Here is a 12,522-nt window from a genome sequence, read left to right on the forward strand (position 1 = left end):
AAAAAATAAGGGTTTGTGCTCGTAAAATAAAGACACTGCAGCGAGATTTCCAAATTTTTCAACCGGAAATTATGTAAACGAGGCGGTTTCCGTGCATTTATGGGCATAATGGAAAGAAGAGCGAACATTTTTCTGAGCCCCGATTGTTCAAATTTCTGATCATCTTTTTAAAAAGTAGTTTCGTATGTTTGTCTTTGATTTTAAATCAAAAGAAAAATGAAAACCGATCTCTCAAATATCCGCAATATCATCTTTGATCTGGGTAACGTTATACTCAACCTTGATTTTGATGCTTCCATTCGTGCATTTCAGGAATTGGGTTTGGATCGTGGAGTGATTAACCGGCAGCAGGCCTATGCCGATCCAGTGTTTTATCAACTGGAAACAGGTGCGGTTTCTCCGGAAGAGTTTCGGAATCGCGTACGGGAAATTTTAAATAACCCGATGGCAAGTGATCAGCAGATTGACGATGCCTGGTATGCTATGATTCGGGATATTCCGGAGAATCGGGTAGAAACGTTGAAGCGTCTTAAGGCGAATTACAGGATATTTCTTTTTAGTAATACCAACGAAATCCACATCTCGCGCTTGCATCCTGAATTTGAGGAAAGCTATGGATTTGCTTTTCCTGCCTTGTTCGAACAGGATTTTTACTCCCACGAAATTCATGAGCGAAAACCTGATTTAACTTCTTTTGAGAAGGTGATTCAACTGGCTGGAGTTAATCCGGAAGAAACACTTTTTGTCGATGATCTGGAAAAGAATATCGAAGCTGCAAAAGATGCCGGGCTAAAAGTGTTGTGGTTAAAAAACGGGATGGAGATGGCCGATTTATTTTAAAATGCGCACCCGTTTTATGCGGATATCTTTGACCGGTCTCCAGCGCTGGTCGGTTTCCACTTTTGCTATTTTGTCGACTACATCCATACCGGAGATTACTTTTCCGAAAATGGTGTAAGATCCGTCGAGATGAGGCGCTCCGCCAATGGTTTTATATACCTGACGTTGTTCTGCCGAAAATTTGTAATCGTTTTGCTTTTCAATTTCGTCGAGTTCATTGTCGAAGTATTTTCTTCCGGATACGATGTAAAACTGTGATCCGTCCGAACGCCTTCGCTGATTAGCCGTATCTGGTTTCCGGGGTGAACCTACCATTCCCCGTTTGTGATACAGCCCCGGAATGATGTGGGCAGGGATGGTATAACCGGGTCCTTTCCAACCAACATTATCGCCGGGTTCGGCATACCGAGTGTCGGCTGCTCCGGATTGAATGCCGAAATTGGCAATTACACGGTGAATCAGTAAACTGTCGAAATATTGTTCTTTGGCCAATCGGATAAAATTATCGCGGTATTCGGGTGTTTCATTAAACAATTGAAGGGTGATGTTGCCGGCATCGGTTTCCAGTACAATGCCTTTGATTTTTGCATTTTCGGCGGCGGTTTCAGCATTGGCGTTTACACTCAGTGCAGCGAGCGATTCAGGTTTTTCCTTTTGCTTTTTCAACATGTCGGAAATATACACGGACGGAATCGCAAAACTCTGCATTTCGTAATCAACAGTGGCCGAATACGCCACGCCGATCGCTTTTTTGTCGGCTGTAAAAATGGGAGTTCCAAACTGCGATTTTCGAATAACATTGGATAGCCGGTACAGCCTGGAGCCTTTAACATTGGCCAGATTGAGTACTTTACCCGAGAATAGCTGAATAGTTTTTCCTGTTTTGGGTGCTACGTACATCGATTTTGTAAAGTTGGGCAGACTTCCCTCAAACAACTGAATTGGATTTCGGTCGATTCCGTCAACCTGCAAAATGATCAGGTCGTTGATGCGATCGAAAGCCACAAACTTATCGGCAGTATAAGTTTTGTTTTCGTTGAATGGTTTAACTTTTACGTTGGTGGCCTGACTGACCAATGAATATTGGGTAACCAACAGATTGTTTCCCACAAAAAATCCCTGGCCGCTTTCCAGAATTCGTGTCCCGTCAAACGATTCAATTTCTGCAATGGATGCATGAATTTCTTCCCAATCGCTGTTATCTGGCAGAGCTTCGGTTTGGAGTGTTGCTTTTTGAGTTGCAGTTTCCTGCTGTTTTTTTGCATTTCCACCGCAGGCAGCTGCGAAAAATGCTAAAATAATTATGGCTGCAATTTTATTCATCCCGAACATTCACTTTTATAACAACGTCGGTGTAAGGGCGGTTGTTGCTGTCCGTTTTTAAAGCTGCAATTTTATCGATCACATCAAAACCTTCAATACATTCCCCAAAAATGGTGTACTTCCCATCAAGTTCGGGGTAGCCTCCAACAGTGGTGTATGCTTTACGCTGGGCTTCGGAAAAAGTCAGTACACCCGGATCGAGGGCGTATTCTGTTTCAATTTCGGTTTTTACGTTATCGGCCAATTCCCTGAACTCCTCTACTTTTTTTTCTTCTTTTAGTTTTTTGAGTGTTTCCCGCACTTCGGGCGTCATGTATTTTTGGATAATTTTATTGCGGATGGGTCTATTTACCGCGAGTTCCATAGTGTCGAGCGCCCCTTCGGTACAAACGCTTCCTTTTATAATAAAGAATTGGGAAATATCAGACTGTTTAAACGGATTTACTTCATCGGGTTGGCGTGGTGCGCACAGCGAGCCTTTCTTATGAAAGTATTTCGAGAGGATTTCGTCATCCACTGTTTTGTCGGGATCGCCATAACCAATTCTTTTTCCGGGAGGGGCATTTCTTGAACTTTTGGAACCTCCCTGAATCAGAAAGTCCTGAATTACACGGTAAAAAAGCGTGCCGTCGTAATAACCCTGGCCGGCCAGTTCGATAAAAGCATCCCGGTGTTTGGGCGTATCGTCGTATAGTCTGAATTTCATGGAGCCCATGTTCGTGGAGATTTCCACTACGGTTGACTGCGCCTGCGAATTAAAACTAAAAAAACTAACGATTAAAAGAATTAAACTGAATCTGATCATACCTATTTTATCACCTCTATTTCCATTTTTATATCTGATTTCGGACGGTTGTATCGGTCGGTTTCCACCGCTGCAATTTTGTCGAGTACCTCCAGTCCTTCCACAACCTCGCCAAAAACGGTGTATTCTCCGTCGAGCGAAGGATAGCCACCAATGGTGGTGTAGGCCTCACGCTGCTCGGGAGTAAAAGAGAATTTATTCTGACCGTCCCATAAACTGTCGGCTTTGGCGCGGATTTCGGCCACAAACACGTTAAAGCCCGCTTCGTCGTTGTTGCTGCGGAACTCATTCAATTTTTCAGATGAGGCTTTAAACTGCTCCTGAAGAAACTGATTCTTTGCCCGGCCGTTTATCATTATCTCCATGGTATCGAGTTTGCCCGGTGTAAAAATTTCACCCTGTACAAGGTAAAATTGCGATCCGCTGGAGCGTTTATCAGGGTTTTCAGGACCACCGGTGCGGGCTGCAGCCAAAGCTCCTTTTTTATGAAAGTGCGCCGGCACAAACTCGGCGGGAATGGTATAACCCGGATTTCCGGCACCAAGACGTACGCCGGGTGCTGCATCTTTCGATTTTGGGTCGCCTCCCTGAATCATGAAATTTTGCATCACACGATGAAACAGGAGTCCGTCATAAAATCCTTCATCAGCGAGTTTCAGGAAGTTCTTTTTGTGCTCAGGAGTGTCGTCGTACAACTTTACCGTAATATTCCCCATATCGGTCTTGATAAGGACCTGTGTCTCTTTAGAGGTTTTATTGGCATGACTGCACGAGATTCCAAAACCAACAAGTATAATGAACACTAAAACTCCGAACTTCTTCATCTGAATGATAATTTGTTTAACTTGACGCACTTCTTAAAATTCCTGTAAAGATATAAAGATGACCAAAATACTTTCGAATTTGTTGATCTTGTTCCTCATTTTTTCGTGCATTGGTTCAGGTAAAAAACAAAATGCAAAAGATGTGGAGCCTTCGGTGATAACGGCAAAAATGCGCGTTCAGTCCTTTATTCCCGAACTTCCCGACGAGTTGCAGGAGGTATCGGGTTTGCTGATGTATCGCGATCTGTTCTGGGGCTTTAACGATAGCGGAGGCAAAAACGTTTTGTATGCTTTTAACCGAAAAGGGGAGATACAAATGGAGGTCGAAATTGAAAACGCGATGAACCAGGATTGGGAGTCGATTACCCAGGATGCAAAGCATATTTATATCGGTGATTTTGGGAACAATCATGGCAGCCGGAAAAACCTTCGGGTTTATAAAATCAAAAAGAAAGATATTCACGACGAAAGGCGCCAGAAACTGAAAGCGGAGGAAATTTCTTTTGAATACAACAATCAGCAGTCGTTTGTTTCTCCTGTAAACGGAACAGCGTACGATTGTGAAGCCATGGCTTTTCGCGATGGAAAGTTGCACCTCTTTAGTAAAAACTGGAAAGACCGGATAACCCAACATTATGCTTTGCCGGTGAAAAAAGGGAGTTACCAGCTTGAAGCAGACGGTTCATTCAATGTCCGGGGCCTGGTCACCGGCGCTGATTTCAGCCCCGATGGCAAAACTCTGGCCTTGTTGCAGTACGAAAACTGGAAAGCGTATTTGTGGCTGTTTTCCAATTTTAAAGGGGAAGCATTTTTCGCCGGGAAAAGTGTCTGCATATATCTTGATAACCTGGACGGCGTACAAACGGAAGGGATTAGTTTTTTGAGTAACGACTCGGTTCTGATTTCGTGCGAGCAGACAAAGTCATTCCGGCAACAGGTATTTCTGCTTGATTTAAACGAATTGAAAAATGGAACACATCCGAATTAACGACAAGATCAGGCTTGAACGTGTGAAAGCCTCCATGGCTCCGGTTATTTTTCAGACCATTGATCGCGATCGGGAATATTTAAAGGAATGGTTGCCTTTTGTGAATTTTACGGAAAAGGTAAGCGACACCGAAATGTTTATCGAGAGCATCAGCTCGCCTGAAAATGTACGCGATGAAATATTCAGTATCTGGTACAACGAGGAGTTTGCCGGTTTGGTGGGTTTTAAAGATACCGACTGGACCAACAAAAAAACCGAAATTGGATACTGGCTGGCACAAGCCATGCAGGGGAAGGGGATTATTTCTGCCTGCGTGCAAAAACTACTGTCGTATGCATTTCAAAAACTGAAGTTAAACAGGGTTCAAATTAAAGTGGCCGAAGGCAATCAGAAAAGTGAAGCCATTCCGCAGAAACTCAACTTTACATTTGAAGGTATAGAACGAGCCGGAGAGCTCCACGGCAAGGATTATTTAAACCTGAAGATATTCAGTCGATTGGCAGCAGATTCAGTTTAGTCTCAGAAATATTTCCGCTTTAGTTTCTTAAAGCGAAGTAAAAATGAATTTATTTCGCAAAAAGTATAGAGAACTAATGGATTATTTATAATTTTGACCCGAAAATTCATTTGTTCGAATTTTAATAAAGCAATATGAAAGCAGAAGTTTCGGCAGAAAAGTCGATAAGAAGAAACCTATACAGGGTGCTGCGAAAGACAGGTGTTATGAAAGAAAACATCTGCCTGACGGCGTCGTTTATCGATGATCTGAAATTTGACAAAGTTGACTGGACCATTTTTACGTATTACCTGGAGCGTGTTTTTAACATCTCGGTGAGGGACGAAGAATTAAGTAAATTTGGCAATGTGAACGACACTCTTCATTATTTAAGAGGGGAGTTAAATTACTTGAGTAATTAGGTTAAATCTATGGAAATAGAAAGGGACTGAAAAAATAAGGTCCCTTTTTTTATGAACTTTCTCTTCATGATTTTGTAGTTGCAGTTAACAAAAACATTCAAAACACATCGTATGGATAATATTGAAAACATTCAGAACCTTTCAAAACAGATTTACGACATCGTATTGGAGTATGGCCCAAAGCTAATAGGTGCCATTATTACATTAATTATTGGTATGTGGATGATCTCGGTGATTCGCAATGCCCTGAAAAAAAGATTTGAAAAAAGAAACGTCGATCCTTCACTTCGCGGATTTCTTAACAGCATGATCGGAATAGGTTTAAAGGTGATGTTGTGGGTAAGCGTGATCGGAATGATGGGAGTTCAGATGACTTCTTTTGTCGCGATTTTGGGTGCTGCAGGTTTGGCTGTTGGTATGGCGCTGTCGGGTACGTTGCAGAACTTTGCAGGCGGTGTAATGATTCTGGCATTCAAACCCTTCAAGGTGGGCGACTACATTGATGCACAGGGACACGCCGGAAGCGTGCACGAGATACAGATTTTTAATACCATCTTGAAAACGCCGGATAATAAAACCATCATTATTCCGAATGGTGGCTTGTCGACTGGGTCGATGGTTAATTTCTCGGCAGAAGCCAAACGACGCGTTGATTTTACGTTTGGTATTGCCTATGGCGATGATGTTGACAAGGCAAAAGAAGTATTGCTGAAATTGATAAAAGATGACAGCCGTATTGTCAATGATCCTGCCGAACCCTTTGTTGCAGTTAGCGAATTGGCCGACAGCTCGGTTAATCTGGTCGTTCGGGTATGGGCAGAAGCAGCCAACTACTGGGGAATTTATTTTGATCTGAACGAGAAGGTGTATAAAACGTTTGCGAAAGAAGGTATCAATATTCCTTTCCCTCAAATGGATGTGCATATTCAGAAATAAAACGTTACAATAAGTGATAAAGGAAAGGCTGTCGGGGAGTTACCGGCGGCCTTTTTCTTTTGGTTTTGTCGAATAGTAAACCTTTCAGAATTAATTAAACTGTAACATTATCAGAGAAATAGCCTTGCGGGATTGCCGCGTCTGAAAAATCGATTAGATTTGTGCGCTCATAAATCTAAAGGTGTTGATCAAAGCCTTTGTTCGATTGTTTAGAGAAAGTAAGTAACAGCAGAGTAAACCTGAGATGAGCCGGAAATAGTTTCTGCAGTATTCAAAATTTTGAGCTGTGGATTCAGTTTAAAGCATTGAAAGCATAAAGTGTAGGAAGATGAAGATTATACTGTTAATTTTTTTGGCCTTTGGAGCCTTGATTGCACTTGGAACCTGGGTAAGCAATAAATTTTTTGGAAGAAAAAAGGAAACAGACGCTCCGGCGGAAGAAGAGGTGGTGAAAATACCTACCGATTGCTGCGGGGCACACGAGGTTTGCGAAGTGGAAGAAATGCTTCAAAACCCCGAACAAATTCTTTATTTTGAAGACGAGGAACTGGACCGTTTTCAGGGCATAGCAGCCGATGCGTACAATGATGCACAGATCGACGAGTTTCGCGATGTTTTATATACGCTGAAAAACGATGAGATTAAAATGTGGCTGATCAGTATTGAACGACGCCAGGTACAACTGCCCGGCATTTTGCGTCAGGAAGCATTTATGTTGCTGTCTGAAGCTTCTTAAATTTCATACGATTTTAATCGTTTCCCCCATCACTTCAATAAGGTCGCCTTTTATTAGCTTGGCCCGTTTCCGGTATTCCGTTTCGCCGTTTCGAATTACTTCGCCTTCTTCGACTATTATTTTGGCATGGCCTCCCGTTTGGGCTATCCGGAGCAGTTTTAAAAGTTTAACCAGCTCAATGTATTCTTCTGTTAGTTGAAATTCCCTCATTATAGTCCGAGTTTTGTTTTAATGGCTTTCGGTATTGCATCTTTGTGTACCAATATGGCGACGGTTTTTAACCGAACGTAGTCTTCGGTCATGTGCAAATAGCCACCGTATTCGTTGCTCTCCGGACCCCACGAATTTTTGGTGTAATAGCAGGTTCTTCCGGCCGAATCTTTCGACAGGCCAACCAAATGCATTAAGTGATCGTCGGTAGTGGAACGGTCGTAAAACGTTTTTTGCCGCAGTTCCTGATCCACTTTCCCGATTTGTTTTTCGGGCAGGTCAGCTTTTCCTTTTTTATGCTGAAATGTTTTTTCGCTGGTATCGCCGTCCCAGCAAACGCTGTGGCCGTTGTTCAACGCATAATTCATCACCTCCATTAACTCATCGATGGGTAAATTGTAATATAAGTCGTGCGACCAGTTGTCGGGAACTTCGAGCGAAAACTGTTGGTAATACGGATGATGATTGTACGAAGTCAGCTCAACGTAATCTTCCGCATTCAGTTTAAATTGATCTCGTAATTCAGCCGGTGTCAGTTTATCTCCGTCTGTTTTTATTTTATGGGGAAGTTTTCCCAGTCCTTTTTCCAGGATCGGTTCGAGCGATTTCAGGTTCGATGCATCAAAGTCATCCGATTTTTTCTTGTTGAGTTCCGAAACTTCCAACTCGAGTTTTGCAACCAGGTCGCGGTGTTTGTAGCGGCCGTCTTCCATTTCGCCGGGGAAAGCATCAAATGTGGCCATGCCGTATTCCCGCAAAACATTCATGACATCGTGCGCCTGTCCACCCTGGCTAAAACTGTTGTTCCCTTGGAGAAGCAGATACTCTTTCGCCTTGTTCTTGTAGGTATGATACACAAAAAACATCTCAGAAAGATTGGTTTCGGGGAATCCAAGGCGCATAATTTCCGACTCCAGAAAACTGGTAGTTGCAAAACTCCAGCAGGTACCGGTGCTTCCCTGGTTTATAACGGGGGTGTGTTTTACTTCTTTTACAAGCGTAAATGTTTCTTTTTCGTCCTGCGCTTTCGAAGTGACTGGAACGATGAGAAGTAATGCAATAAAAAGTGCTAGTATTTTCGACATGCCTAAATGTTTTTATATTCTTCCTGTACTTTTTTGGGTAAGCTTTTTAAGATGATCTCGTAGGATTCATCGATCATTTCGTGTAATAGTTTGGCAGGAACCGTTCCGTTCAGGTCGATCGTGTTCCAAAGTTGTTTGTTCAGGTGATAGCCCGGAATAATGGCGGGATAATGTGCCCTGAGTTCAATGTTTTTCTCCGCATCGTTTCTAAGACTCATACGGATTTCGTCAAGACTTAGCAGGCAAAAAATCTTGTTCATCACCTTAAAAACAAGCGTGGTTTCATCGAACGGAAAACTCTCTGTTACCGCTTTCTTCGCAATACAATATTCCCTGACTTCTTCAACGTTCATACGAAATGATTTGAATGCCTAAATTTAGCAGAATAAGTGCAACTTAAAAATGATTGGCAGATGGTAAAACTGCAGATTGTTGATTTGTTTACATGGTGGGGTAAAAGGCATCTTTGAAATGTTCGAGTTCAAATTTTTGATGGACGAAAATTACGGTGATGACATCGAAGCGGGTGTCTGATTCTATCTTTTTCTCAATGATGTAGGCATCTGCCGCTTCAACAATTCTCCTGATCTTGGCATCGGTAACGGCTTCCGAAGGGTGTTCGTACCGCAATCCCGAACGGGCTTTTACTTCTACAATTACCAGCTCGTCGCCGTCTTGCGCAACAATATCGAGCTCCAGATGCCCATAATGCCAGTTGCGTTCCAGGATTTGGTAGCCCAGTTTTACAAGGTGATCTTCGGCCAGGCCTTCAGCAATTTCTCCTAATTTACGAGTGCTAACCATGGGAGGTAGAGTTTAATAGTTTAGCGTTCAGTGTTCAAAGTTCAGTGTTTAAAGTTGTTGAGAGGGATATGCGATTTGTAATCGCATTATATTTAGTTTTTTAGTGTTGTCGTTTCATCTCCTACATTCAGTTCCCATTCTTTTCCAAACATCAGCGCGAGGTTTCGTTTGTCGTGGCCTGCAGGAAATCCAAAGCAAACGGGGTAAGAAAAATCTTCCACCGCCTCGCAGATAATTTCCTGCACGGTTTTTCCAAAAGGCGATTCGTTGTCTTTCATGTCGGTAAAATCGCCCAGGATTAAACCGGCCAGTTTATCCAGTTTGCCGCTTAACTTGAGTTGGTGAATCATGCGGTCGGTGTGGTATAAAAACTCGTCAATGTCTTCCAGAAAAAGAATTTTGCTGTCGGTATCCAAATCATAACTCGTTCCCTGTAAGCTGCTAATAATCGACAGGTTGCCGCCCACCAGTTCGGCTTTTACCTCACCTTTTCGATTGGCTTCTGATACAGGAATGTGATATTCAATGCTGTTTCCGGTGAGCAGTTTCATCAGGCTTTGCAGGTTTTCGGTAGGCTGACCTGATTCATCCAGGAAATATCGCGGCATTACGCCGTGAATCGTGGGCACGGCGTAATTGTTCAGGCAGGAGTGCAGGATAGTGATATCGCTAAAGCCAACCAGCCATTTCGGATATTCCAGGAAATTGCTGAAATCGAGTTTATCGATGATTCTGACGGTTCCGTATCCGCCTCTAGAGCAAAGAATCACATCACATTCCGGATCATCCAGCGCTTCCTGAACATCGTGGAGGCGTTGTGCGTCGGAACCTGCAAACTGATAGTAAGTGGAAAAAACATGTCTGCCCAATTCCACCTCGTAACCTTGGTCCTGCAACCATTCTGCTGCCGGTAAAACAAACTGATCGCTAATCTTTCCGGCGGGGGAAACAATACGGATCTTCGATCCCTGTTTGATGGGTGATGGCTGGATCATAAAAAGAATTTATTTCAAATTTACCTCAATTTGTGCAGAAAATACCTGCTCGGGGTCGTTCCTTTCCGAAAGCGATTTCCAGATGGTCGCCACGTTCCGGGTAGGAACTGCATCATACAAAAGCTGGCCGTTATAAAATACCCTGACTTTTTGATCGAGTTTTAGCATGTCGCCGTTTAAACGAATGGATAAAGTATCGATCAGTTCTGCTTCTTCAATGGTAATGGTTTGATCATCAAGGGTTGCAATGACTTCAGCATCCTTTTTTGCACTTCCCGAAGGAACCACCAGCCAGTAAAAACGATTGTGTGTTACGCCGCTTTGTTTCCAGACGACCTTTTTAGGATAAGGATTGCGTGTAAATTGCGCCATCCACTCGATGGCAACTGTATCCTGTCTGTCCATCCAGTGGCCTTTGCCTTCGTGAATCTGTACATCGTGAATATAACCTTCGGGATCCTGTTTTTGCAAAGAATCCAGTTTGTTTTTCCATTCGGCGGCAATCTTGTTTCGGTTGTAAGCGCCGTCATCGCCGCCCATGTGAATGGTGAAAGGAAGGTTGCGCAATCCGAGTGGAGAAGCATCGTTTGGATGACCGGCCATCATGGCGGCAGCGGCCAGCTGATCGGCCATTCGCGGAGCCAGTTGATACGTTCCGTCACCTCCGGCAGAATACCCGGTTAAATAAACGCGGTTGGTATTGATGTCTTCAAAAGCATCGGCTATTTCAATCAGTTGCGTAAACATACTGTCGATATGTGGCTCATGCCAAAGATTCCAGGTGTTGGTGGGTGCACGGGGTGCAAGGTAGATACCTTCTTTGGGACGGTACAGGTTGATCTGATTTTTCCATTGCTGGTCGTTTACTTCAGGAGCCGCGTTGCCTCCTCCATGCATCGAAATATAAAGGCTCCAGCCTTGCGGTGGTTTTTCTCCAAACTTCCGGTATTTGAATTTTAGTTCTTTGTGGTTTACAACAAGTTTCAGGCTGTCCCAATCAGCCTGATAGGCAGCTTTTATTTTGTTTTCGAGATAGGCATGAATTTCCTGTTCAGCTTTTGTGGCTGCTTCAGCAGAAATTTCGCCGGTAAGTTCCGATACTTTTTCGGGGGAAGACTGAAGATAGGTATTCAGTGTTTCCAGCATTTTTACGTCTTTTTTGTCCTGATTTTCACACGAAGAGATCAGGGCAAGGACGAATGAAAAAAGAATCAATTTTTTTAACATTTCTGTTGTTTTTATGGTTGCTGAATAATTTTCAAATTTAAACTACATGGCCAGTAATTCGTAAAGTTCATCCACGTCTTCGGCATAATAGTCGGGTTGCGCAGCCTTTAGTTCTTCTTCTTTGCCAAAACCATAGGCCACCGCAATGGTTGATAAGCCATTTTGTTTTCCGCCTTCAATATCGAATAAGGTATCGCCCACCATAACAATCTCTTCAGAAGGAGTCAACTGCTGCATTTGCAAAAGATCGGTAATGATCTGTGTTTTCGTGGCTTTCTCTCCGTTGTAATCTGCTCCTTTCAGCTGAAGGATGTATTTGTCCATTTCAAAATGCTGCATGATTTGTACCGCAAATTTTTCGAGTTTCGAAGTGGCAATGTACATGCGTTTTCCCAGGCGGTCGAGTTCGGCCATCATTTCGAGGATTCCGTCGTAAGGAACATTCTGGTGCCAGCCGTTTTCGCTGTAATATTCCCTGAAATATTCCACGGCCAGTTTGGTGTTTCGTTCGTTCATGCCAAACAACTGGCTAAAACCCCACTGTAGCGGCGGACCGATAAAACCATCCAGAACATTTTCGGGGTATTCATCGATTTGCATGCGGTTGAGTGCGTATTTCAACGAGTTAATAATTCCCTGCGTGTTATCGCTAAGCGTTCCGTCGAAGTCGAAAATGATGTGATAGAATGCTGCCATATCAGATTAAAACAGCGAAGTTAACGGAATGCTCAAATATCCGCAACCAAAGGGGCAAATTGCCTCAAAATTTGCTTTTTAATGCGAAGTCATTGCTGTTCCTTTTTATTATCTTTGCACCCCTGAAACAGAAAT

General features: G+C 43.2%; 16 protein-coding genes. 6 read left to right on the top strand and 10 right to left on the bottom strand.

Features of this window, described 5'->3' with window-relative positions:
* Positions 1–216 precede the first annotated feature (216 nt).
* Positions 217–840 carry an HAD family phosphatase gene (locus MR764_RS05535; RefSeq protein WP_247978407.1) on the top strand — a complete coding sequence of 208 codons (624 nt, stop codon included), beginning with the start codon at positions 217–219 and terminating at the stop codon, positions 838–840.
* On the opposite strand, the gene MR764_RS05540 is transcribed toward MR764_RS05535, so the two are convergent.
* Genes MR764_RS05540 through MR764_RS05550 form a run of 3 tightly spaced genes read right to left on the bottom strand, consistent with a single transcriptional unit; the run spans position 832 to position 3,792 of the window.
* Complete coding sequence (locus tag MR764_RS05540; protein ID WP_247978408.1) at positions 832–2,163, bottom strand: peptidylprolyl isomerase; 1,332 nt, start codon at positions 2,161–2,163, stop codon at positions 832–834. The genes MR764_RS05535 and MR764_RS05540 overlap by 9 nt on opposite strands.
* Positions 2,156–2,968, bottom strand: a complete 813-nt coding sequence (locus MR764_RS05545) for a peptidylprolyl isomerase (protein ID WP_247978409.1) — start codon at positions 2,966–2,968, stop codon at positions 2,156–2,158. The genes MR764_RS05540 and MR764_RS05545 overlap by 8 nt, the downstream gene beginning before the upstream one ends.
* Positions 2,969–2,970: 2 nt before the next feature.
* Positions 2,971–3,792: a peptidylprolyl isomerase gene (locus tag MR764_RS05550; RefSeq protein ID WP_247978410.1), complete on the bottom strand. Its 822-nt coding sequence runs from the start codon at positions 3,790–3,792 to the stop codon at positions 2,971–2,973.
* 58 nt (positions 3,793–3,850) lie between these two features.
* Here MR764_RS05550 and MR764_RS05555 point away from each other — a divergent pair, with 58 nt between their 5' ends.
* The 5 genes from MR764_RS05555 to MR764_RS05575 all read left to right on the top strand — a co-directional run bounded on the left by MR764_RS05555 (position 3,851) and on the right by MR764_RS05575 (position 7,370).
* Positions 3,851–4,780: a hypothetical protein gene (locus tag MR764_RS05555; RefSeq protein WP_247978411.1), complete on the top strand. Its 930-nt coding sequence runs from the start codon at positions 3,851–3,853 to the stop codon at positions 4,778–4,780.
* Positions 4,761–5,297 (top strand): GNAT family N-acetyltransferase, encoded by a 537-nt coding sequence (locus MR764_RS05560; RefSeq protein ID WP_247978412.1) that lies wholly within the window; start codon positions 4,761–4,763, stop codon positions 5,295–5,297. The genes MR764_RS05555 and MR764_RS05560 overlap by 20 nt, the downstream gene beginning before the upstream one ends.
* A 134-nt stretch (positions 5,298–5,431) precedes the next feature.
* Positions 5,432–5,698 carry an acyl carrier protein gene (locus MR764_RS05565; protein ID WP_247978413.1) on the top strand — a complete coding sequence of 89 codons (267 nt, stop codon included), beginning with the start codon at positions 5,432–5,434 and terminating at the stop codon, positions 5,696–5,698.
* Positions 5,699–5,809: 111 nt separating this feature from the next.
* Complete coding sequence (locus tag MR764_RS05570; RefSeq protein ID WP_247978414.1) at positions 5,810–6,634, top strand: mechanosensitive ion channel domain-containing protein; 825 nt, start codon at positions 5,810–5,812, stop codon at positions 6,632–6,634.
* 328 nt (positions 6,635–6,962) lie between these two features.
* A complete protein-coding gene (locus MR764_RS05575; RefSeq protein WP_247978415.1) occupies positions 6,963–7,370 on the top strand; it encodes a hypothetical protein in 408 nt (135 codons plus the stop codon).
* A gap of 3 nt (positions 7,371–7,373) precedes the next feature.
* On the opposite strand, the gene MR764_RS05580 is transcribed toward MR764_RS05575, so the two are convergent.
* The 7 genes from MR764_RS05580 to MR764_RS05610 form a co-directional block, all read right to left on the bottom strand.
* A complete protein-coding gene (locus MR764_RS05580; RefSeq protein ID WP_247978416.1) occupies positions 7,374–7,580 on the bottom strand; it encodes an RNA-binding S4 domain-containing protein in 207 nt (68 codons plus the stop codon).
* Complete coding sequence (locus MR764_RS05585; protein ID WP_247978417.1) at positions 7,580–8,665, bottom strand: C1 family peptidase; 1,086 nt, start codon at positions 8,663–8,665, stop codon at positions 7,580–7,582. Before MR764_RS05585 ends, MR764_RS05580 begins: the two co-directional genes overlap by 1 nt.
* Before the next feature lie 2 nt (positions 8,666–8,667).
* Positions 8,668–9,018, bottom strand: coding sequence for an MmcQ/YjbR family DNA-binding protein (locus tag MR764_RS05590; RefSeq protein WP_247978418.1), 351 nt, complete (start codon positions 9,016–9,018; stop codon positions 8,668–8,670).
* Between the two features lie 88 nt (positions 9,019–9,106).
* The gene (locus MR764_RS05595; protein ID WP_247978419.1) at positions 9,107–9,469 is read right to left on the bottom strand and encodes a YraN family protein; all 363 of its coding nucleotides are present in this window, start codon (positions 9,467–9,469) and stop codon (positions 9,107–9,109) included.
* A 92-nt stretch (positions 9,470–9,561) separates the two neighbouring features.
* Positions 9,562–10,464, bottom strand: coding sequence for an LD-carboxypeptidase (locus MR764_RS05600; RefSeq protein WP_247978420.1), 903 nt, complete (start codon positions 10,462–10,464; stop codon positions 9,562–9,564).
* Between the two features lie 9 nt (positions 10,465–10,473).
* On the bottom strand, positions 10,474–11,691 hold the full coding sequence (locus MR764_RS05605) for a dienelactone hydrolase family protein (RefSeq protein ID WP_247978421.1): 1,218 nt from the start codon (positions 11,689–11,691) through the stop codon (positions 10,474–10,476).
* 42 nt (positions 11,692–11,733) lie between these two features.
* Positions 11,734–12,387, bottom strand: a complete 654-nt coding sequence (locus MR764_RS05610; protein WP_247978422.1) for an HAD hydrolase-like protein — start codon at positions 12,385–12,387, stop codon at positions 11,734–11,736.
* Between the last annotated feature and the right edge of the window lie 135 nt (positions 12,388–12,522).

Origin of the sequence: Maribellus sp. YY47, assembly GCF_023111095.1 — a bacterium.
GTDB lineage: Bacteria > Bacteroidota > Bacteroidia > Bacteroidales > Prolixibacteraceae > Draconibacterium.

Excerpts from the sequence above, each read along its gene's own strand:
- MR764_RS05595 (WP_247978419.1), bottom strand. The coding sequence starts at position 9,469 with ATGGTTAGCACTCGTAAATTAGGAGAAATTGCTGAAGGCCTGGCCGAA.
- MR764_RS05610 (WP_247978422.1), bottom strand. The coding sequence starts at position 12,387 with ATGGCAGCATTCTATCACATCATTTTCGACTTCGACGGAACGCTTAGC.
- MR764_RS05590 (WP_247978418.1), bottom strand. The coding sequence starts at position 9,018 with ATGAACGTTGAAGAAGTCAGGGAATATTGTATTGCGAAGAAAGCGGTA.
- MR764_RS05535 (WP_247978407.1), top strand. The coding sequence starts at position 217 with ATGAAAACCGATCTCTCAAATATCCGCAATATCATCTTTGATCTGGGT.
- MR764_RS05540 (WP_247978408.1), bottom strand. The coding sequence starts at position 2,163 with ATGAATAAAATTGCAGCCATAATTATTTTAGCATTTTTCGCAGCTGCC.
- MR764_RS05555 (WP_247978411.1), top strand. The coding sequence starts at position 3,851 with ATGACCAAAATACTTTCGAATTTGTTGATCTTGTTCCTCATTTTTTCG.
- MR764_RS05585 (WP_247978417.1), bottom strand. The coding sequence starts at position 8,665 with ATGTCGAAAATACTAGCACTTTTTATTGCATTACTTCTCATCGTTCCA.
- MR764_RS05570 (WP_247978414.1), top strand. The coding sequence starts at position 5,810 with ATGGATAATATTGAAAACATTCAGAACCTTTCAAAACAGATTTACGAC.
- MR764_RS05580 (WP_247978416.1), bottom strand. The coding sequence starts at position 7,580 with ATGAGGGAATTTCAACTAACAGAAGAATACATTGAGCTGGTTAAACTT.
- MR764_RS05550 (WP_247978410.1), bottom strand. The coding sequence starts at position 3,792 with ATGAAGAAGTTCGGAGTTTTAGTGTTCATTATACTTGTTGGTTTTGGA.
- MR764_RS05545 (WP_247978409.1), bottom strand. The coding sequence starts at position 2,968 with ATGATCAGATTCAGTTTAATTCTTTTAATCGTTAGTTTTTTTAGTTTT.
- MR764_RS05560 (WP_247978412.1), top strand. The coding sequence starts at position 4,761 with ATGGAACACATCCGAATTAACGACAAGATCAGGCTTGAACGTGTGAAA.
- MR764_RS05575 (WP_247978415.1), top strand. The coding sequence starts at position 6,963 with ATGAAGATTATACTGTTAATTTTTTTGGCCTTTGGAGCCTTGATTGCA.
- MR764_RS05605 (WP_247978421.1), bottom strand. The coding sequence starts at position 11,691 with ATGTTAAAAAAATTGATTCTTTTTTCATTCGTCCTTGCCCTGATCTCT.
- MR764_RS05565 (WP_247978413.1), top strand. The coding sequence starts at position 5,432 with ATGAAAGCAGAAGTTTCGGCAGAAAAGTCGATAAGAAGAAACCTATAC.
- MR764_RS05600 (WP_247978420.1), bottom strand. The coding sequence starts at position 10,464 with ATGATCCAGCCATCACCCATCAAACAGGGATCGAAGATCCGTATTGTT.